Origin of the sequence: Bradyrhizobium dasycarpum, from assembly GCF_042019905.1 — a bacterium.
In the GTDB taxonomy this organism is placed as follows: domain Bacteria; phylum Pseudomonadota; class Alphaproteobacteria; order Rhizobiales; family Xanthobacteraceae; genus Bradyrhizobium; species Bradyrhizobium japonicum_B.
Window position 1 is genome coordinate 5,538,397 of sequence record NZ_CP169574.1, and the last position, 18,010, is coordinate 5,556,406.

22 protein-coding genes are annotated in these 18,010 nt (G+C 65.1%); 12 read left to right on the plus strand and 10 right to left on the minus strand.

Going from position 1 to position 18,010, the window contains the following annotated elements:
- The first annotated feature begins 5 nt into the window (after positions 1-5).
- On the plus strand, positions 6-1,049 hold the full coding sequence (locus tag ACETMP_RS26425) for a zinc-binding dehydrogenase (RefSeq protein WP_375158450.1): 1,044 nt from the start codon (positions 6-8) through the stop codon (positions 1,047-1,049).
- A gap of 109 nt (positions 1,050-1,158) precedes the next feature.
- Here ACETMP_RS26425 and ACETMP_RS26430 read toward each other — a convergent pair whose 3' ends face one another.
- Complete coding sequence (locus ACETMP_RS26430) at positions 1,159-2,043, minus strand: MBL fold metallo-hydrolase (protein ID WP_375158451.1); 885 nt, start codon at positions 2,041-2,043, stop codon at positions 1,159-1,161.
- Between the two features lie 95 nt (positions 2,044-2,138).
- On the opposite strand from ACETMP_RS26430, the gene ACETMP_RS26435 reads away from it, so the two are divergent.
- From ACETMP_RS26435 to ACETMP_RS26475, 9 genes are all read left to right on the plus strand, one after another.
- Positions 2,139-2,471, plus strand: coding sequence for a helix-turn-helix transcriptional regulator (locus ACETMP_RS26435; RefSeq protein ID WP_028138816.1), 333 nt, complete (start codon positions 2,139-2,141; stop codon positions 2,469-2,471).
- A gap of 20 nt (positions 2,472-2,491) precedes the next feature.
- Positions 2,492-2,818 carry a rhodanese-like domain-containing protein gene (locus ACETMP_RS26440; RefSeq protein ID WP_375158452.1) on the plus strand — a complete coding sequence of 109 codons (327 nt, stop codon included), beginning with the start codon at positions 2,492-2,494 and terminating at the stop codon, positions 2,816-2,818.
- A 147-nt stretch (positions 2,819-2,965) separates the two neighbouring features.
- A complete protein-coding gene (locus ACETMP_RS26445) occupies positions 2,966-3,745 on the plus strand; it encodes a sulfite exporter TauE/SafE family protein (protein ID WP_375158453.1) in 780 nt (259 codons plus the stop codon).
- Positions 3,746-3,960: 215 nt separating this feature from the next.
- Positions 3,961-5,769: a GumC family protein gene (locus ACETMP_RS26450; protein ID WP_375158454.1), complete on the plus strand. Its 1,809-nt coding sequence runs from the start codon at positions 3,961-3,963 to the stop codon at positions 5,767-5,769.
- On the plus strand, positions 5,766-6,122 hold the full coding sequence (locus tag ACETMP_RS26455) for a hypothetical protein (RefSeq protein ID WP_375158455.1): 357 nt from the start codon (positions 5,766-5,768) through the stop codon (positions 6,120-6,122). The genes ACETMP_RS26450 and ACETMP_RS26455 overlap by 4 nt, the downstream gene beginning before the upstream one ends.
- 2 nt (positions 6,123-6,124) lie before the next feature.
- Positions 6,125-7,267: a glycoside hydrolase family 5 protein gene (locus tag ACETMP_RS26460; RefSeq protein ID WP_375161993.1), complete on the plus strand. Its 1,143-nt coding sequence runs from the start codon at positions 6,125-6,127 to the stop codon at positions 7,265-7,267.
- A 93-nt stretch (positions 7,268-7,360) separates the two neighbouring features.
- Complete coding sequence (locus ACETMP_RS26465; protein ID WP_375158456.1) at positions 7,361-8,920, plus strand: hypothetical protein; 1,560 nt, start codon at positions 7,361-7,363, stop codon at positions 8,918-8,920.
- Between the two features lie 109 nt (positions 8,921-9,029).
- The gene (locus ACETMP_RS26470) at positions 9,030-9,248 is read left to right on the plus strand and encodes a hypothetical protein (protein WP_028138811.1); all 219 of its coding nucleotides are present in this window, start codon (positions 9,030-9,032) and stop codon (positions 9,246-9,248) included.
- A 10-nt stretch (positions 9,249-9,258) separates the two neighbouring features.
- Positions 9,259-9,717, plus strand: a complete 459-nt coding sequence (locus ACETMP_RS26475) for a hypothetical protein (protein WP_375158457.1) — start codon at positions 9,259-9,261, stop codon at positions 9,715-9,717.
- Positions 9,718-9,770: 53 nt separating this feature from the next.
- On the opposite strand, the gene ACETMP_RS26480 is transcribed toward ACETMP_RS26475, so the two are convergent.
- From ACETMP_RS26480 to ACETMP_RS26500, 5 genes are all read right to left on the minus strand, one after another.
- On the minus strand, positions 9,771-10,199 hold the full coding sequence (locus ACETMP_RS26480; RefSeq protein WP_375158458.1) for a hypothetical protein: 429 nt from the start codon (positions 10,197-10,199) through the stop codon (positions 9,771-9,773).
- Complete coding sequence (locus ACETMP_RS26485; protein ID WP_375158459.1) at positions 10,196-10,318, minus strand: hypothetical protein; 123 nt, start codon at positions 10,316-10,318, stop codon at positions 10,196-10,198. The genes ACETMP_RS26480 and ACETMP_RS26485 overlap by 4 nt, the downstream gene beginning before the upstream one ends.
- A gap of 314 nt (positions 10,319-10,632) precedes the next feature.
- Positions 10,633-11,241: a hypothetical protein gene (locus ACETMP_RS26490; protein ID WP_375158460.1), complete on the minus strand. Its 609-nt coding sequence runs from the start codon at positions 11,239-11,241 to the stop codon at positions 10,633-10,635.
- A gap of 236 nt (positions 11,242-11,477) precedes the next feature.
- Positions 11,478-11,861 carry a hypothetical protein gene (locus ACETMP_RS26495; protein WP_375158461.1) on the minus strand — a complete coding sequence of 128 codons (384 nt, stop codon included), beginning with the start codon at positions 11,859-11,861 and terminating at the stop codon, positions 11,478-11,480.
- Positions 11,862-11,933: 72 nt separating this feature from the next.
- Positions 11,934-12,278 (minus strand): DUF1236 domain-containing protein, encoded by a 345-nt coding sequence (locus ACETMP_RS26500; RefSeq protein WP_375158462.1) that lies wholly within the window; start codon positions 12,276-12,278, stop codon positions 11,934-11,936.
- A gap of 360 nt (positions 12,279-12,638) precedes the next feature.
- On the opposite strand from ACETMP_RS26500, the gene ACETMP_RS26505 reads away from it, so the two are divergent.
- Positions 12,639-13,958, plus strand: coding sequence for an aminotransferase class V-fold PLP-dependent enzyme (locus tag ACETMP_RS26505; protein WP_375158463.1), 1,320 nt, complete (start codon positions 12,639-12,641; stop codon positions 13,956-13,958).
- A 23-nt stretch (positions 13,959-13,981) separates the two neighbouring features.
- Here ACETMP_RS26505 and ACETMP_RS26510 read toward each other — a convergent pair whose 3' ends face one another.
- Positions 13,982-14,380: a VOC family protein gene (locus tag ACETMP_RS26510; RefSeq protein ID WP_375158464.1), complete on the minus strand. Its 399-nt coding sequence runs from the start codon at positions 14,378-14,380 to the stop codon at positions 13,982-13,984.
- A 338-nt stretch (positions 14,381-14,718) separates the two neighbouring features.
- Between ACETMP_RS26510 and ACETMP_RS26515 the strand changes: the two genes are divergently transcribed.
- On the plus strand, positions 14,719-15,441 hold the full coding sequence (locus ACETMP_RS26515; RefSeq protein ID WP_375158465.1) for a hypothetical protein: 723 nt from the start codon (positions 14,719-14,721) through the stop codon (positions 15,439-15,441).
- Between the two features lie 192 nt (positions 15,442-15,633).
- Here the strand turns inward: ACETMP_RS26515 and ACETMP_RS26520 are convergent, their stop codons facing one another.
- The 3 genes from ACETMP_RS26520 to ACETMP_RS26530 form a co-directional block, all read right to left on the minus strand.
- The gene (locus ACETMP_RS26520; RefSeq protein WP_375158466.1) at positions 15,634-16,095 is read right to left on the minus strand and encodes a DUF2846 domain-containing protein; all 462 of its coding nucleotides are present in this window, start codon (positions 16,093-16,095) and stop codon (positions 15,634-15,636) included.
- A 98-nt stretch (positions 16,096-16,193) separates the two neighbouring features.
- A complete protein-coding gene (locus ACETMP_RS26525; protein ID WP_375158467.1) occupies positions 16,194-17,216 on the minus strand; it encodes an LLM class flavin-dependent oxidoreductase in 1,023 nt (340 codons plus the stop codon).
- Between the two features lie 127 nt (positions 17,217-17,343).
- Positions 17,344-17,808 carry a hypothetical protein gene (locus tag ACETMP_RS26530; protein ID WP_375158468.1) on the minus strand — a complete coding sequence of 155 codons (465 nt, stop codon included), beginning with the start codon at positions 17,806-17,808 and terminating at the stop codon, positions 17,344-17,346.
- Positions 17,809-18,010 lie beyond the last annotated feature (202 nt).

Sequence of the window (18,010 nt, forward strand, 5' to 3'; positions counted from 1 at the left end):
TCCTCATGGACATCAAGACCGCCAAGGCGGCCATCCTCGTCGAATCGGGCAAGCCGCTGATCGTCGACGAGTTCAGCTTGCCGGACAGGCTCGAACACGGTCAGGTGCTCGCGCACGTGCATACGTCCAGCATCTGCGGCGCGCAGATCAACGAGATCGACGCGGTCAAGGGCGTCGACAAGTTCCTGCCGCACCTGTTGGGGCACGAGGCGCTGGCGACGATCGTCGAGACCGGACCGGGCGTGGTCTCCTGCAAGCAGGGCGACACCGTCGTCATGCATTGGCGGCCGGGCAAGGGCGTCCAGTCCAACACACCGGTCTATTCCTGGCGCGGTAAGCGCCTCAATGCCGGCTGGGTCACCACCTTCAACGAATATGCCGTGGTGTCGGAAAATCGCGTCACGCCGGTTCCTGATACGATCGACCGCACCAGCGCGCCGCTGCTCGGCTGCGCCGTGACGACCGCGCTCGGCGTCGTCAACAACGATGCCCAGATCGCCATCGGCGAAGCCGTGGTGGTGTTCGGCGTCGGCGGGGTCGGATTGAACATCGTGCAATTTGCTGCGATGGTCGGCGCCTATCCCGTCATTGCGATCGACCGCCTCGACAACAAGCTCGAAATGGCGAAGCAGTTCGGCGCCACCCACACCATCAACTCCGAGGCAGTCAAGGATGTCGCCGCCGAAATCCGGTCGATCACCGGCACTGAGGGACCCGACAAGGTGGTCGAGACAACCGGCGTCAAGAATCTGATCGAGCTCGCCTACGAGATCACAGCGAAGAAAGGCCGCTGCATCCTGGTCGGCGTGCCGCGCGAGAAGGCCGAGATCTACACGCTGCCGCTCCACTTCGAGAAAGTGCTGAAGGGCTCGGAAGGCGGGCAATGCCAGCCGGCGCGCGATATCCCGCGCCTCGTTCGCCTCAGCGACGCCGGCAAGGTGAACTACCGCGGCATCGTGACCCACCAGTTCGCACTCGACGACGTCAACGACGCGCTGGAGCTGATGCGCAGCGGCACGTCGGGGCGAATCCTGCTGAACATCAGCTGAGCGCGGCGGCGGGGGACGCACGGCCTCCACGTAGGCGTCCGAATTGCCGCGCGTCCGGCCTTCGCCTCTTACTTGTCGAGAGGCGGTATCATGTGCGACCGCGTTGGACCTATACGCAGGTTTGCGCGCCGCCCTTCAGCTTCACGGGGATCGTGAGATAGCGCACCCCGTTGGCCTCGGCCGGCGGGAATTTGCCGGCGCGGATGTTGACCTGAATGGAAGGTAGCAGCAGTTTCGGTGCCGAGAGCTTCGTATCGCGCGCCTGACGCATCGCCACGAATTCGTCTTCCGATACACCGTCTTTGACGTGGACGTTGTTCTCGCGCTGCTCGCGTACCGTGGTCTCCCACGCAAACGCATCACGGCCGGGCGCCTTGTAGTCGTGACACATGAACAGCCGTGTTTCCGGCGACAGCGCCAGCAGCCGCTTGATTGAACGGTAAAGCTTGTGAGCATCGCCGCCGGGGAAGTCGGCGCGCGCGGTGCCGTAGTCCGGCATGAACAGCGTGTCGCCGACGAACACGGCGTCCTCGATCTTGTAGGCGATGTCCGCCGGGGTGTGTCCCGGCGTATAGAACACCTCGGCGTCGAACTCGCCGATCTTGAAGCGCTCGCCGTCGCGGAACAGATGATCGAAGTCGCTGCCGTCGGTCTTTAGGTCGGTGGCGTTGAAGATCGGCCGGAAGATGCGTTGGACGTCCTTGATGTGCTCCCCGATGCCGATCTTCGCGCCGGTCTTCGCCTTGATGAACGGCGCGCCTGAGAGATGGTCGGCGTGCGCGTGCGTCTCCAGCACCCATTCGATGGTGTTGCCGGCATTTTCGGCGGCCTTCAGCATCGCCTCGACGGACCGCGTATCCGCCTCGCCCGAGCTGTGGTCGTAGTCGAGTACCGGGTCGATGACGGCGGCCTTTTTGGTTGCGGGATCGGCGACCAGGTAGCTCACCGTGTTGGTCGGCTCGTCGAAGAAAGATTGGATGATGGGTCGTGACATGTCTGGAACCTCCTGATGTCAGCGTCCGGTTGGGTCTTGACGGATATATTAGTAGATTCTAAATAAGCAATATCTAAAATAAGAGAGGCGGGCCGATGGCGTCCCCAACGTTTGATCCGGAAACCTTCGAGAAACAGGCCGTCGAGGTCGCCGGTATCTTGCGGGCGCTCGCCAATGAGCGCCGGTTGATGATTCTGTGCAGACTGGTTGAATTCGGCGAGGACAACGTCAGTTCCCTCGCTGAAGCCGTCGGCCTGTCGCAATCGGCCCTGTCTCAGCACCTTGCGAAAATGCGCGAGGAGGGGCTCGTCGCGTTCCGAAGGGAGAGCCAAACGCTCTGGTATCGCATCGCCGATCCGCGCATCGAGCAGCTCTTCGCCACACTCTATAGGCTGTTTTGCGCGCCTGTCAGAGCGAAACGCCGATAAGCCAACAGAAGGAGCCAGGAATGTCGCTACCCACGATCAATCCCGCACAAGCGCGCAATCTCGTCGAGAAGGGCGCCATCCTCATCGACATCCGTGAAGCGGATGAACACGCCCGCGAACGGATCGTGGGCGCTCGAAACTTGCCTCTGTCGAAGCTCAATCAGGCCGACCTTGCGGCGCATCAGGGCAAGCAGGTCATTTTCCACTGCAAGAGCGGCGCCCGTACCCAGATCAATGCGTCCCGCCTCGCGTCGAAACTGGACCGAAGCTGCGAAGCCTTCATCGTGGCAGGCGGGCTCGACGCATGGCGCAAGGCGGGGCTCCCGGTTGAAGGCGGGCGGCGTTGAGCCGCGGGCTCAACGCCACATGCAGCCTGGTGCCGGACCGATCGTCGCGGCGGCCGCCTCCCGTTGCATGGCCCGTCTTGCTGTGATCGCCCCGGCATTGCCGGACGACCACGTGCCGTAGCGGCATGATCGCAAGAGGAGCTCACGATGCTATCCCTGACCCAAGGCGCGCTTGGCGTCGCCTCCGGCTCGCTGGTCGGCTTCTCGCTCGGGCTGGTCGGAGGCGGCGGCTCGGTTTTGGCCGTCCCGCTCCTGATCTATCTGGTCGGTGTGGCGGATCCTCATGTCGCGATCGGGACCAGCGCCATCGCGGTGGCGGCGAACGCTGCCGCCAGTCTGGCGAACCACGTCCGCGCCGGCAACGTGAAGTGGCGCTGCGCCTCGGTGTTCGCGCTCGCTGGCATAGCCGGCGCCTTTCTTGGCTCCACTCTCGGCAAAATCATCGATGGTCAGAATCTTCTCGCTCTGTTCGCCATCGTCATGATGGTCGTGGGCGTGCTGATGCTGAGGGGCCGTTCCGGCGAGGGGGAGCCGTCGGTGAGACTCAATCGGGAAAATCTTCCGAAGCTTGTGGGCTTGGGCCTCGCCACAGGCGCCTTGTCCGGCTTCTTCGGGATCGGCGGTGGCTTCCTGATCGTGCCCGCTCTGATTGCCGCCACCGGCATGCCGATCTTGTACGCGGTTGGCTCCTCGCTCCTGGCGGTCACCGCGTTCGGGCTAACAACTGCGGCGAACTACGCCCTGTCCGGCCTTGTGGATTGGTCTCTCGCGGGGCTGTTCATCGTCGGCGGCGTTGTTGGAGGGCTTCTCGGCGCGCGCTCCGCAACCTCCCTTGCTGGCCGCAAGGGTGCGTTGAACGCCGTATTTGCGGCGCTCATATTCGCAGTCGCTGTCTACATGCTGCTTCGTAGCCTGGGCTGGATTTGATCCATCGTTGGTGATTCTTCAGAGCCGCCTCGGCGCGGTGCGCGCCAAAATCGGCCTGCACCGCCGGCGGTTCCGGGCGCCGTCGCTGCCGGCATGGCCGAGCCGCGCCTCCTAACTGCTTCGCGCCGCCGGCCGTAACCGCCGGTTAACCATGGATATTTACGGTGTAGCAAGCCTCTGAGCTATGACAGTCAGTTGATTTCGAGTCCAACCCCATGGCGTTCGGTAGCCGCGCATCTCCGCGAAGCATCGCCCCGACGGAGCCAGCGGCTTCGTGGGAAGCGCCACGGGCTGCGCGCACGGGGCCCGACGGCGCCGCGCCGGCGCTGATCAGGGGATCGCTGACCGTCTCCGGCGCGCTCGCGTTCCTGGGCGAGAACGGCCGGCGCATCCTGACGCTGGCGCTCGCACTGTTCGCCCTCGGCGTCATCGTTCTCATGATCCTGCCGGTCCGCTATGCCGCGACGGCCCTGGTCGTGCTCGATCCCCGGGAGCTGCGCATCACCACGGAGCAGGACGTCCTGCCGGGCATCGGCCAGGACGCCGCGGCGCTTCAGAGCCAGATCGAGATCGCCAAATCGGACGGGTTTCTCCGCCCCCTGATCGAGCAGCTCAAGATCGCTGACGATGATGACATCGCGGGCGGCCATACCGACATGACGCGCCTGCTCGAAAAATTCCGCAGCCGCCTCGAGATAACGCGCCGCGGGCTCACCTACGTCATTGCGATTTCCTTCACCTCGAACCGTCCGGAACGGGCCGCCTCCTACGCCAACGCGATCGCCGAGGCGTTCGTCGCCGGCCAGGGCCGCGTCCGCACCGCGGCCACGGACGAGGCCGCCGACTGGCTCAAGGACCGGCTGAAGACGCTGAACGAGCGCCTGCGCGCATCGGAAGACGCCGTCGCCGCCTTCCGGCTCGAGCACAAGATCCTCAATGCCGGCAAGGATTCCACCACGCAGCAATTGCGGGTGACCGATCTCAATCAGCAGGTCTCCGCCGCGCGTCTTCGCACCGAGGAAGCCAAGGCGCGCTATGACCAGGTGCAGCGCGATCTCAAGGCCAATGTCGAAGGGCCGGTGAAGCAGGACCTCCTGAGCATGCTGCGGGCGCAGCGCTCGACCTTGAATGACCAGATCGCGCAGAAGAAGGCGGTGTATGGCGACCGCCATCCCGATCTCGCGATCTCCTACAGCCAGCTCGCCGATATCAACCGGCAGATCGAGGTCGAGCGGAAGAAGAACATCGAGACGGCGAAGTCCGAATATGAAGCGCAGCTGGAGCAGCAGAACGCGCTGGAGAAGCAGCTCAAGGCGGTCGAGACCAAGATGCTGGTCGACGGGCAGGCGCTGGTGAAGCTGCAGGAGCTGCAGCGCGACGCCGACGCCAACCGCAACATCTACGAGCAGTTCCTGTCGCGGTTCAAGACCACCGACGAGCAGCGTCAGCTGCAGGCCTCGCAGACCAAGATCGCCTCAGCGGCGATTCCGCCGCTGCGCTCGACGCGCCCGCCGCTCGCGCTGCTGCTGGCGGCGCTGGCGATCGGCTCGCTGCTGACGTCGACCGCTGCCGTCGCGGTGACGACGAGCCTGTCCGATCAATCCGCGCCGACCGAGGCTCCCATGCAGGCAGCCGTGGCGGAGACGCAGGCGCGGCAGCTCCAGCCACAAGCTCCGCCGCAAGCCCAGCCTCCGGCTGCCGCGGCCCGGCCGGACGCGATGCCGCGGCTTCCTGTCTGGGCCCGCATCCCCGAACTTTCGACCGCGACCGCGACCAGCACCGTCTGGCAGAAACCGATTGCGTCTCCCGGCGAGCTTGATCTCGGTACCTATCTGCGGCCGCTGCTCGAGCGGATCGATTGCGTGCCGGTGCGCGGCTGCAAGGTCGCCCTGGTGCTGTCGGTCGGCAAGAGTGCCGGCGGCAACACCGTTGCGCGCTCGCTGAATCGCGCCGCCGTGACACGCGGCATGATGAGCGTCCTGATCCGGCTGCAGGGGGCTTCGAAGGACACCAGCCGCCGGTGACGGAATGGAATGATGGGTCGACCACGGCGGGACTGCAGTCGATCGACGAACTCCTGAGCGCCGGCCGCAAGGCCGATGCGCGGCCTGAGGACGATATTCGTTCGGAGTTCGATCTGATCATCGTCCATGCCGGCAATCTCGCCTTGCAGCCCGATGCCATCGCGCTGGCGGCGCATGCGGACCTGATCGTCCTGGTGGCGCGCGCCGGCGAGCTCGGTTCGGCGGCGATGCGCCGCGTGACCGCGGCGCTGTCGCGGTACGAGGCCGTGCCGACGGGGCTCGTCGTCAATCATGCGCCTGCCGGCTCGCAGGCGCCGCACCCCGAGGGCGGTGCCTTGGGACTTGCGGTGTGACGATGGCGGGCTGGCGTGGTCGCCTGCTGGCCAGCGCGATGCTGCTGCTGTTGATCTCGTCGGGCCCGCCGGTCTTCGCCGGCGATTGCGTGCCCGTGCCGCAGACGGTCGCTCCTAACAGGCTCGCCGCATTGTCTCGTGGCTTCAATGCCGACGGCTGGATCAACGGTGCCGCCCCGAGCCCTGAATTGCTGCAGCAGCTGCGCAGGGCGGGAATGAGCCATGTCCGGCTGCCGGTGCCGGCAGAGCGCGTGATGCCTCGTTTCGCCGCGAAGGACGAGCGCGAGGCGACGCTGCGCGTGCTCGATGCGGCGCTGAAGCAGCTCACCGCGCTCGGCTACGCCATCTCCGTCGATCTTCACCCCGGCGATCGCTTCAACCGCCTGCACAAGGAAGATCCGGACGCGGCGTCGCGTCAGATGCAGGAGGCCTGGAGCGGCCTTGCCGAGGTCATTCGAATCTTTCCGGCCGACCGCGTCTTCGCCGAGCTGCTCAACGAGCCCGATATCGACGCCGACAGATGGCAGACCGAGGTCGAGGCGCTCGCCGCCTTCGTGCGCAAATTGCTTCCCGCCAATACCCTCGTCGTCGGTCCGGTCAACTGGCAGCGCGCGGACTCGCTGCCGCGATTCCGTCCGCTGCCCGACCCCGACGTCGTCTATGCCATCCACTTCTATGATCCGATGGTGTTCACCCATCAGGCCCATTGGGACGCACAGGATCCGCTGCACGACATCATCGATCTGCCTTATCCGATCAATGCCGGCGATCCCAGGGTTCAGGCCCTGCGCAAGGATCTACAGCTGAGGGGCGCGACCAAGGCGCTGGGCATGCTCGATGTCGCGGTCGCCGCCGCCAGGGACAAGCCGGCGGCAGGTCGCTGGCTTGCGCCCGCTCTTCAATGGCAGCAGCAATTCGCGCGGCCGATCATCGTCAACGAATTCGGCGTGCTGAAGGCCGGCGCGCCCAGAGAGAGCCGGTTGCGCTGGCTGGCCGAGGTCACCGCCTACGCCCGCGACCATTGCTGGGGCTGGGCGCATTGGGAGCTGGCACAGGGCTTCGGCCTCGTCGACCGCACCACCGGCAGGCCCGATCCCGACGTGATGCGAGCCTTGCTCGGCGCGACCCGGGCCGGCCGCCGCTGATGGCGCGGGTCCGCTATCGTTAACGCATCTTTACACATCGTCCCGCTATCGTGCCGGCCGCGCGATGCCAAGGAACGATCCAAGGAACGATCGATGAGCGCCGGGGATTCACCGCAGGTCGAGATGGCGCAGGCCGGCCCATCGCCGCCGGCCTGGCGCGAGCTGGTCCTGATCTTCGGCCTGGCCGTGGCAACGATCGGCTCTGCTCCGATCCTGCACCTCGCCAATCCGATCCTCGCCATTGCCGTCGAGGTGCTGGTCGGCATCGCTATCGTCGTGGTGGTCCCGACCTATGCGCCGGCCATCGCGATCTTCGTCCTGTTCTTTCAGAACCTGTTCGTCTCGATCCTGTCGCCGCTGGTGCCGCTGCCGTCCGACCTCGACTTCATCAAGGGCTACAATTTCCTCATCTGCTCGGTGATGTGGCTGGCGACGTTCGGCCTCTACGTGCTGGGCCAGAGGAATCAATCGGCCGAGGTGAACCGGATCATGCGCTGGGGTGTCGTCACCCTCGCCGTGGTGTCGCTGTATTTCGCGATCGGCTTCATCCAGGACGGACAGCCGGCGGCGGTCTATCTGCGCAATATCGTGCTGCCGCTGTTCCTGTTCCAGCTGTCGCTGCTGACGGCGGCGACCTATGAGGTGCGCATTACGCCGTTCCTGGTCACGCTCGCGGCCATCCTCATCTGTTGCGGCTATGTCGAGCTCGTCTTCCGCGATGTCTGGCTCGCCATCACCAACAGCTACACGTTCTGGGGGTTCGACGAGCTCAAGGCGACTCATTCGGGTGTCTGGGAAGCCCAGATGCGCCAGACCGGAAATGTGCCTGTCGATCTCAAGGACCGCTTCAGCTTCGACTTTCTGAACACGCCCCTGCTCGAAGGGTTCGGCCTGTCGAAGCTGTTGCGCATCAATGGTCCCAACATGCACCCGATCAGCTTCGCTTACGGGATCGGTTTTCTCGCCCTGTTTCTGTTCTCGGTGGGACGGCCGCTGCTGGCCCTCGCAGCTTTGCCGCTGCTGGTTCTTTGCAGCGTGAAGGGCGCGATCATCGTGGTGATCTTCGTGGTTGCGGCCTGGATCGCGACCCGGCTGCTCGGCGCCGTGGTGACATTGTTGCTCGGCTTCCTCGGCATGATCGCCTTCGCCATCATCGCGATCCGCCTCGGCCTGCAGATCGGTGACTATCACATCATTGGGCTGATGGGAGGGCTGGACGGATTCGTGCAGAGACCTCTCGGCCGGGGCCTCGGCATCGGCGGCAATCTGTCGGAGAGCTATTTTTCGATCGACTGGAGCGCCGCGCAGGCGGCCGGAACGATCGATGGCGCGGTCGAGAGCGCCATTGGCGTTCTGTTGTACCAGATGGGCATTGGCGCCCTCGCGCTGCTAGCCTTCTATTTCGCGATGGGGCTGAAGGCCTGGCGCCTCTATGCCTCGTCGGGCTATCTAACCCAGGGCCTCGCCGGCTTCGGCGTCATGGTCGTGCTGCTCAACGGATTGTTCCAGGAGGAGGCCTTGTTCGCGCCGCTCGCGCTGGGGCTGATGCTCTCGCTCACCGGCCTCGTCATCGGCAGCCATGTGAGGATGCAGGCGGTCGCCAGCGAGGAGGCGGAAATCGAGCCTCTCCCGCAGTACCAGCCCGCAGCGTAGCTCGGCCTCGGGCTCGCGGTCTCGCGCACCGGCCTGACGCTATGACGCAGGAACTTCCATTTTTTCCCGGCGTTGAGCCGCGGTCCGCATCATGCGGTCGGCGCGCGCGATGAAGAACTTTTCCAACGCTGCATTTTCCCCCGAGGTTATCGAGATCATGACGCGCGCCCTGGAGGCTGCGGTCGCGAGCCTGCCGGAGCCGGTCCACGCCTCGCACGTCAATGCGCTCGCCGAATCCATCCTGCGCACGGCAGGCGCGGGCGAGCGCGATCTCGCCGACCTGCAACGGATTGCCTTGATGGAGCTGCAACTGATGCCCCGCAATTGAAGAGGCGGATATGAAAACGACGCTCGCTGCCACCCTCGCGCTGCTTGCCACGCTGTCTGCCGCTCGCGCGGAGAGCTGGACGACCTATCGGATCGCCGAATCCGGAACGTCGATCGACATTCCCACGTCGTTGTTCACGGAGATGGCCGGCAAGCCCGACGGCTACGGCCAGCGGTTTCGCACGAGCGACGGCAGGGCCGATTTCACGATACAAGCCGTCTCGAACCGGCAGGGTCTTTCGCCGGCGCAATTTCTGGCGGAGAAGAATCCGCCCTCCGGAATCATCTACAAGCGCGTGTCGCCGAGATTCTTCGTGGTCTCCAGCATCAAGCGCGACAAGATCTGGTACAACCGCTGCAATTTCTCGCGCGGCTATGTGCACTGCGTGCTGATCAATTATCCCGCGGCCGAGAAGCGACGCTGGGACCGCATCGTCACGCGGATCAGCCACAGCCTGAGGGCCGACTGAACGGGATCCAGGAAGCAGCCGCCCGAGCAAGCTCGGGCGGCTGGTGGTGAGGTTTAGCGCGAGGTCGTCGAGGTCGTCGACATGGTCGGCTTCGAGCCCGGCACGTGCGACATGGTCTTCGTGGTCGAGCCCACCTCCTGCCCGGCCTTGACCTTGGTCCGCGTATGCGAGCGGCTGAACGTGCCGCCCTCATGGGCTTGCGCGCGGGCGTTGGAATTCAGCACCGGCCCGTTGCCCTTGTTCATGCTGACGCCGGTCTGCGTCTTGCCGTTCACCGCCGCGGCGCTGCCACCGGCCGCGATCGACGAGCCGGTGCTGCCCGTCGCCGAGGTGGACGTACCACCGGTGCCAACCGTCGAGGCCGAGGTGCCGCCCGCGGCGGCCGAGCCGGCGCTTCCGCCGGTGATGCTTTTCTGCGCGAGCGCCGGTGACGCGGCGGCGAGCAGCACTGCGACCGCCGAGGTCGTAAGCAAAGTCCTCATGTTTCGATCCTTTCGATGAATCTCAAGGTGACGAGGTCGAGATCGTGCAGCCGTTGACGGTGATGGTGCTGGCGCTGGTGCTGCCAGGACCGCCCGACGTCGACGACGAGCTCGGACATGGCCGCCGCCCGCCTGCACGTTCACGGACGATCCGCCGGCCGAGCTCGAGCTCGACAGCGAGCCGCTCGACGCCGTTGATCCGGTGGTGCCCGAACCCGACGAGCCGGCCGCGCTGATGCTGCCGTCTGCGTGCTTCACCACCGTGACCTTGCAGGTCTCGCCCGATGCCGTCTTGCCGGTCTTTTCCATAGTTTCCGCCGATGCAGCGCTACCCATCAGGGCCAGCGCCACGATCGCAACGATTGACTTGTTCATTGCGGCTCCTCCTCAACATGGACAAAGGGAGCGGCACGTGGCCGCTCCCGGGATCGGACTAGTTCTTGTCCTTCTTCCACTCGTCCTTGTTGTGGCCCTTGCCCTTTTCCAGGCCCGTGTCGCTGGCATGGCTGCCGGACTTGCCGTCGCCCATGCCGGGCGACTTCGAGGCGCCCGACTGACCAACGGTCGAGCCACTGCCTGCGGCCGAGCCGCCGGTGCCGACGCTGGACGAGCTCTTGCCGTCGCCGGCCGATGAGCCACCGGTGCCGAGCGTCGAGGCCGAGCCGCTGCCCGAGCCGCTACCCGCGGCCGAACCGCCCGTGCCGACGCTGGACGAGCTCTTGCCGTCGCCGGCCGATGAGCCACCGGTGCCGAGCGTCGAGGCCGAGCCGCTGCCCGAGCCGCTGCCCGCGGCCGAACCGCCGGTGCCCACGGTCGAGCTGCTGGTGCCGCCGCCGGCCGACGAGCCGCCGGTGCCGAGCGTCGAGGCAGAGCCCGACCCGCTGCCGCCGGCGGAAGAGCCGCCGGTACCGACCGTCGAGCTGCTGGTGCCGCCGCCCGCCGACGAACCGCCGGTGCCGACCGTCGAGCTCGATTGTGCCACGGCGAGCGCCGTGCCGGCGAGCAGCGCGGCCGCAGCCGCGGAGAGTTTCAGGATCCTCATGTCAGTCTCCTCCAGGGTTTTCTAAAAAGTGCCAAATCAGGCTCGGGATAAACTGGCAATCGCGCAAACGTTCCTCATTGTCGGACATGCTGACGCAATGAATCAGCAACAATGCGAAGTTCCTCGGCGCGAGGCGGCCAAGCACGCATTCATTCATTGTTCATGTGCCCGACCGCGACGCTGTGCGCGTTGCGCGCCTCTGCCGAGGCCCTGCTTCTGTCAGAATGCTCCGACCTTCACCTGACCATCGAAGAAGCGGACGACGCCGTACGCGCTGTCCGCTTCGAGCGAGGGCTGGTTGCGCGAACAGCGTCGGGCGGAGATGCGGCCATGACTTTCATGTCCGGCTTCTCCGGCGTCGCCATCGCTACCGCTTGGCTGGCATGATCGTCTTGCCGCTCGTTTGCGAGCAAGGGCGAGGAGACGGCGGTTGCGATCTGAGTGGACGTGTCGAGGACGATCTTTTCAGGCCAGGCGCGTGCCGAGTGGATGCGAATGACGCTGCGATCGACACTGGTCTCTGTAGAAAGTTCGGCGAGCGGTGGCAGAGAGCGGTCGAGTGCGAACAGCAGCGCCAGGATGAAGCCGCTTGCAAACATGAAATATCGGATGATCGGCATCAGGCGCCACCGGGCAATGATGCAATGGAAAATGCGCGGCGGGCCGCTCCTCCACGGCCCGCCACAGCGGCGTTAGTCGACCTGCTGGACGACCATGCGCGTCTCGGGATCGACCAGCATCACGTGGCTGCCCGAATAGACGTAGCGATATTTTGTGAGCGACGGCCCCCAGTCGCTCGGAACAGTCGCGAGCTCGACGTCGCGCGGCACGGGCGAGCCAACCACGATCTTCTCGCGCGTTTCGACCGGGCGGATCTTGCGTTCGGTGACGTAGGACCGGATCTTGGTGCGATATTCCGGCTCGATCTGCACGGTTGCGCCGTGCCCGGCGCCGGTCGTCGTCGTCACGGTGGTCTGCGCCATCGCGCTGGTCGACACGAGCAGGGCGGCGGCCGATATCAGCATGAATCTCTTCATCGCATTCTCCCTCGCCGCTGTATGCGGCGCTGCGATGAACTCGCCATCCCCCTGCCTGTTCCGTTCGCGGCGGAACGTTTGCCATTTTTTCCCGTTACGTCCTCGGGAGCAGCTGATTGGAGGAGAGGAAAATGCCTGTACTGATCCTGTGGGCCGTGCCGGCGATCCTGATTGTCGGAGGCGGCATCTATCTCATCGGCTACATGCACTGAACGTAGAGGCTCCGGTTCGCGTAGTCCTGCGAAGCCCGACTCCAGATCATCGCATTGTCATGCTTCGGTCATCCTGGTTGCATCGTCCGTTGCTCTTTTCCGCGCCGGACGCCACGTCGCTTGAAAGCGCCTTTGGGGGAGAGCTGACATGCAACTGAACAAAACCGTTTCGGCTGACCGCCGCTCGATGCTCAAGGGCCTCGCGGCAGCGGCCGTGGCACCGCTAGCGGCGCCGGCGATGGCGGCCGAGGGCCTTCAGGCGCAGCCGACCGGTTCGGTGGCAGCGATCGCCACCGACAAGACCTATTGGGCGGCCGTGAAGGGGCTCTATGCCGTGACGCCCGAGATCGTCAATCTCGAGAACGGCTATTGGGGCATCATGGCCGAGCCCGTGAGGCGCGAGTTCATCCGCCAGGCCGATATGGTCAACAATCAGAACACCTATTACGCGCGGCTGCGCGCGGGTACGGATTTCGAGGCCGTGCGCGCCAGGGTGGCGGAGGCGGTCGGCGCGGCGGTCGAAGAGATCGCGTTGACCCGAGGCGCGACCGAAGCGCTGCAGCTCCTCATCGGCGGCTACAACAGGCTGAAGCCCGGCGATGCCGTGCTTTATGCCGATCTCGACTATGATTCGATGCAATATGCGATGAACGCCCTGAAGGCGCGCCGCGGCGTCGAGGTGGTCAAGATCGACATGCCGGAGCCCGCCACCCGCCAGTCGGTGCTCGACGCCTATGCCCGCGCCATCGAGGCGAACCCGAGGACGAGGCTTCTCCTTCTGACCCATGTCAGCCACCGCACCGGTTTCGTCATGCCGGTCGCCGAGATCTCCCGGATGGCGAAGGCCAAGGGCATCGACACCATGGTCGATGCCGCCCATTCCTGGGGACAGATCGACTTCCGGGTCGGCGAGCTCGGGGCCGATTTCGTCGGATTCAATCTGCACAAATGGATCGGAGCGCCGCTCGGCGTCGGCTTCCTCTACATCAGGAAAGATCGCCTCGCCGCCATCGACCGCAACATGTGCGACGAGGATTTTCCGCAAGAGGACATCCGCTCGCGGGTGCATACCGGCACGGTCAATTTCGCCACGGTGCTGACGGTGCCCACGGCCGTGGCGCTGCATCAGCAGATCGGCGCGGCGGCAAAGCAGGCGCGCCTGCGCCATCTGCGCGACTATTGGGTGAGGCGCGTCCGCGGCTTCAAGGATATCGAGATTCTGACGCCGGATGAAGCCGGCTCATATGGCGCGATCACGTCCTTCCGTCTCGCCGGCAAGACCAGCAAGGTCGACAACGACGCGACGGTGGCGAAGCTCAGGGACGGTCACAAGATCCTGACGGTGCGCCGGGCCGGCGTCGCCAGGGGCCAGTGCATCCGCGTGACGCCCGCCCTCTACACTGACGAGGCCGATCTCGACCGCCTCGTCGAGGCGCTGGCCGTCATTACCGGCACGAAGACGGGGTGAAGGCGGGCAGCCGCCCTGGTGCCTCAGCTGCGCTTGACCGATTGGATCAGGTCCCAGCGGTTGCCGCAGAGGTCCTCGAAAACCGCCACGAGGCCATAGGCTTCATGCCGTGGTGCCTCAATGAAACGCACGCCGGCGGCGATCATGCGTGCATGATCGCGCTCGAAATCATCGGTTTCCAGGAACAGGAAGACGCGCCCGCCGGTCTGGTTGCCGATGCGCGCGGTCTGCGCCGAACCGTCCGCCCGCGCCAGGAGCAGGCCGGTGCCGAAATGGCCCGGGGGCCGCACGACCACCCAGCGCTTGCCGCCACCGAGCGGCGTGTCCTCGCAAAGCTCGAAATTCAGGGCGTGCGTGAAGAAGGCGATCGCTGCATCATAGTCCGCGACCACGAGACTGACGAGGGACAGATGCTGGTTCATCGTGCGGGCCCGGCGAAATGGCGGCAATCTCGCCGCCAGAATACGAGGATAGCATGACCTGGGTCCAGCTACGCGATCGCCAAAGTTCGCTCGCCAGTCGCTGGGCTCTCCCATGCACTGGGTTCGCAATTTTGTTCTGACTGTGAGTGGGCTACAAACTTAGGCGATCCAACGGTCGCCCATTTGCGCCTAGACCGCAACGGCGTGCGGAGACGGTTCGTGCCTTACGACGGAAAGCCCTTCAGATCCTCTTCGATGCGTATTGGTCGCCAAGGGGCTGGAAGCAAAACGAGACGGTTGATCGGGCGGATTTCGAATATGCCCGTCAAGCCGGTTACATGTTCGATCCCATCACCGTGACGCACGACGACATCGTCGCGCGGCTCATGTCCGTTCGGACTCGCGTGAATCTGGGACGGGTGGCGGACGCCTTCCTCGCCAGCCTCAGCACCCGCCGGCTCGACTTGCGCTCGGCGCTGGGCAGCTTCGCCGGTGCCGCGCAGTTCCCTCTTCATGGACTTCTGGAGCAGACCGCCCGTCGAGTGCCCAGTGGCCGGCTGCATTGCCGCATCTGCGGGCGCTACGGTCACGCGGGCCCCGAGCAAGAGGACCTCAACATGTTGAGCTTCGAGAGATGGAAATGGGGCGGCATTCGTCATGCCGATCCCCTGTACTGCTGGTTCGATCTCGCACAGTTCGAAAAGGCTGATCCGGTCGAGCCCGCAGAGGAGGATTGTTCGATCCTGGCGGAGATCGTCGGCATTGTCTCAGGCCTCGCTCCGGACGCGAGGCCGAATGAGCTGGAGAAGCGCATCGGCAAGGTGATCAAGTCGAACCGCGCGGAGCGATGCGTCCTGATCCAGATTCTCGGCTATTGCGGCGTTCTAAAGCCGGCTGGCCGCAGCGGCTTCCTGCAGGCGTTTACGCCGTATGAGTTCCGGGACCGACCCGCCGATCACAACAATGACTGGACCTACCCGGCGATCTGGTGGCGCGGCACGGACGGCGTCGACACGGATGTGCTCAGCCAGCTCTTTCCGAAAGTCGCGGCCATGGTCTGAGAACCTCGGGTGCGGGACGTCATCCGCTCGAATCGGTGATTCCCCTCACCGCCATCCCAACGCCCCGGCGGCCACATGCGTCAAGATCGCTTCGATCGCATGCGCACAATAGGCGACGCCGACCCGGTTCGGGATGGTGAACAGCAGCGTGTCCGCCTCGGCGATCGCCCCATCCTGGCGAAGCGCCTCAGATCACGCCTTGCCACATGAGCTGTTGCTCTGATGCAAGCCGGCGACGTCGGCACGGCCCTGGCTTTCCGTGACCTGGATCAGCGTGATTGCACCGGGCGTGAGGATTCCCATCTGCGGCTGGGCAGAGAGGTAGGTGGTGCTGCCGGCGCGCAGATCGAGGCTCACCTTCTCACTTCCTTGCCCAAACAGATTGCTGCTCAGCGGAAGATTGTTGACCGCAACCTCGTGGCGGCCCGGCGCCAGGTCGCAGGCTACGAAGCCCGCAGCCTGACTGCCTCCAATGACGCCGCCATCCACCGAATAGCTTGGCTGGACCGCGAAACCCAGCGCGGATGAGCGATAGACCACCAGCCTTGCAGTATTTGCCTTCACGTTATCTGTCAGAGCCGTGCTGCCCGTCGGCCCTGACGCGCATCCCGCCAGCATGAAAGCAACGACAAAGATCCCCGGACACAAGCGCATTCCGCCCCCTGATGAGTCCAATAGTCCCCGGGGAGATATTTGGCGGGGGTAGTGTAGGAAGTCAATCGCGACTTCTGGTCGTGCAGCACCGGCTGATGTCAGCGCCATCCCAGCGCCGGCGCCACCTGTGTCAGGATCGCCTCGATCGCGTGCGCGCAATAATCGACGCCGAGCTGGTTCGGAATCGTCAGCAGCAAGGTGTCCGCCTCGGCGATCGCCTCGTCCTGCTTGAGCTGCTCGACCAGCGCGTCCGGCTCCGCCGCATAGCTCCGGCCGAAGATCGCGCGGGTCTGCGGATCGATGAAGCCGATCTGGTCCTCGCCGCCGCGCTCCCCACCGAAATAGGCGCGGTCGCGATCGTTCATCAGCGCGAAGATGCTGCGGCTGACGGACACGCGGGGCTCGCGGGCATGGCCTGCCTCCTTCCATGCCGCACGATAGGCGCGGATCTGGGCGGCCTGCTGCACGTGAAAAGCTTCGCCGGTCTCGTCGTTCTTCAGCGTCGAGCTCTGCAGGTTCATGCCGAGCTTGGCCGCCCACATCGCGGTGGCGTTCGAGCCGGCGCCCCACCAGATCCGCTCGCGTAGGCCCTGCGCATGCGGCTCCAGGCGCAACAGGCCCGGCGGGTTCGGAAACATCGGCCGCGGATTGGGCTCGGCAAATCCTTCGCCGCGCAAGAGATCGAGGAAGACCTCGGCATGGCGCCGTCCCATGTCGGCATCGCTCTGGCCCTCGGCCGGGCGATAGCCAAAATAGCGCCAGCCGTCGATCACCTGCTCGGGCGAGCCGCGGCTGATGCCGAGCTGCAGCCGGCCGCCGGCGATGAGGTCGGCGCTTCCGGCGTCCTCCACCATGTAGAGCGGGTTCTCGTAGCGCATGTCGATGACGGCCGTGCCGATCTCGATGCGGCTCGTCTTGGCGCCGACGGCGGCGAGCAGCGGGAATGGCGAGGCGAGCTGCCGCGCGAAGTGGTGCACGCGGAAATAGGCGCCGTCGGCCCCCAGCTGCTCGGCCGCGACCGCCAGCTCGATCGATTGCAGCAGCGTGTCGCCGGCGGAGCGGGTCTGCGATTGCGGCGAGGGCGTCCAGTGCCCGAAGGAGAGGAATCCGATCTTTTTCATGCGGGCAATCTAGGGATGACCGGCCGAATTTGCGAGACGCCGGCCGAGGGAAAATGGCAACAAGGCGTGTCCCCCTAAGCGCCTCTTGGAGGAAGCTGGGCACAGGCTCGGACTGCTTGTGGAATCCTCAGATTTCACAACCGGTCAAATTCAGCGCTTTGAGTAGGCCGCCGAACGCCTTGAGTCGACAATGTTCGGTCTCGCTGGCGGCTTTTGCACGCTGAACATTGGTAGTGCGTTTGACGACGGTCACCTTTGGCTTCGGCTTGGGACGCATGGCGGTCGCCCGCGTCTTGGCATCGCGGCGGGGACGGACGATTGGTGCCGGTGCGGGCGAGCCGACATGGACGTCCTGGCGAGCAACAGGGTTTTCGATCGAAGCTGCCTCTGCCGGCGTTGCGCCGCTCGCAGCGGCAATTTCGAGGCGATCGGCCTTCGCCAGCGCATCATGCGATGCAGAGATGCCCGCGCTCTGCTCGGCAGGCGGCGGGACGATGGCGGCGGCGCGCCGCGGTGGAGCCGTAAGCTCCATTGCTGACAGCATTCCCACGCTCAGCAGGATGAGGAGGCCCAACAACGCCATTCTCAGCATAACGCGCCTCTAACCTTGGTTAGTGCCGCTGAGAATTCTCCGCACCAATAAGTCAACTTTGCCGGCGGTGGCCGATCTGCGGCGAATCATTTGCCGACAGGGTTAACGCTGGCGATCCGATGTCAGCTGGCGGGGCTCTTTCATGTCGTCGAATGGCGGCTACGACCTGTCGCTGCCATCGACGCGGTGCCCGCTCCATGTC

What these genes read in the sequence shown, in the direction of transcription:
- ACETMP_RS26445 (WP_375158453.1), top strand. Translation starts at nt 2,966, where the DNA reads ATGCTATCCCTGACCCAAGGCGCGCTTGGCGTCGCCTCCGGCTCGCTG.
- ACETMP_RS26505 (WP_375158463.1), top strand. Translation starts at nt 12,639, where the DNA reads ATGCAACTGAACAAAACCGTTTCGGCTGACCGCCGCTCGATGCTCAAG.
- ACETMP_RS26515 (WP_375158465.1), top strand. Translation starts at nt 14,719, where the DNA reads ATGTTCGATCCCATCACCGTGACGCACGACGACATCGTCGCGCGGCTC.
- ACETMP_RS26440 (WP_375158452.1), top strand. Translation starts at nt 2,492, where the DNA reads ATGTCGCTACCCACGATCAATCCCGCACAAGCGCGCAATCTCGTCGAG.
- ACETMP_RS26495 (WP_375158461.1), bottom strand. Translation starts at nt 11,861, where the DNA reads ATGCCGATCATCCGATATTTCATGTTTGCAAGCGGCTTCATCCTGGCG.
- ACETMP_RS26530 (WP_375158468.1), bottom strand. Translation starts at nt 17,808, where the DNA reads ATGCTGAGAATGGCGTTGTTGGGCCTCCTCATCCTGCTGAGCGTGGGA.
- ACETMP_RS26425 (WP_375158450.1), top strand. Translation starts at nt 6, where the DNA reads ATGGACATCAAGACCGCCAAGGCGGCCATCCTCGTCGAATCGGGCAAG.
- ACETMP_RS26475 (WP_375158457.1), top strand. Translation starts at nt 9,259, where the DNA reads ATGAAAACGACGCTCGCTGCCACCCTCGCGCTGCTTGCCACGCTGTCT.
- ACETMP_RS26460 (WP_375161993.1), top strand. Translation starts at nt 6,125, where the DNA reads ATGGCGGGCTGGCGTGGTCGCCTGCTGGCCAGCGCGATGCTGCTGCTG.
- ACETMP_RS26485 (WP_375158459.1), bottom strand. Translation starts at nt 10,318, where the DNA reads ATGTCCGAGCTCGTCGTCGACGTCGGGCGGTCCTGGCAGCACCAGCGC.
- ACETMP_RS26465 (WP_375158456.1), top strand. Translation starts at nt 7,361, where the DNA reads ATGAGCGCCGGGGATTCACCGCAGGTCGAGATGGCGCAGGCCGGCCCA.
- ACETMP_RS26490 (WP_375158460.1), bottom strand. Translation starts at nt 11,241, where the DNA reads ATGAGGATCCTGAAACTCTCCGCGGCTGCGGCCGCGCTGCTCGCCGGC.
- ACETMP_RS26525 (WP_375158467.1), bottom strand. Translation starts at nt 17,216, where the DNA reads ATGAAAAAGATCGGATTCCTCTCCTTCGGGCACTGGACGCCCTCGCCG.
- ACETMP_RS26480 (WP_375158458.1), bottom strand. Translation starts at nt 10,199, where the DNA reads ATGAGGACTTTGCTTACGACCTCGGCGGTCGCAGTGCTGCTCGCCGCC.
- ACETMP_RS26510 (WP_375158464.1), bottom strand. Translation starts at nt 14,380, where the DNA reads ATGAACCAGCATCTGTCCCTCGTCAGTCTCGTGGTCGCGGACTATGAT.
- ACETMP_RS26520 (WP_375158466.1), bottom strand. Translation starts at nt 16,095, where the DNA reads ATGCGCTTGTGTCCGGGGATCTTTGTCGTTGCTTTCATGCTGGCGGGA.
- ACETMP_RS26470 (WP_028138811.1), top strand. Translation starts at nt 9,030, where the DNA reads ATGAAGAACTTTTCCAACGCTGCATTTTCCCCCGAGGTTATCGAGATC.
- ACETMP_RS26500 (WP_375158462.1), bottom strand. Translation starts at nt 12,278, where the DNA reads ATGAAGAGATTCATGCTGATATCGGCCGCCGCCCTGCTCGTGTCGACC.
- ACETMP_RS26450 (WP_375158454.1), top strand. Translation starts at nt 3,961, where the DNA reads ATGGCGTTCGGTAGCCGCGCATCTCCGCGAAGCATCGCCCCGACGGAG.
- ACETMP_RS26435 (WP_028138816.1), top strand. Translation starts at nt 2,139, where the DNA reads ATGGCGTCCCCAACGTTTGATCCGGAAACCTTCGAGAAACAGGCCGTC.
- ACETMP_RS26430 (WP_375158451.1), bottom strand. Translation starts at nt 2,043, where the DNA reads ATGTCACGACCCATCATCCAATCTTTCTTCGACGAGCCGACCAACACG.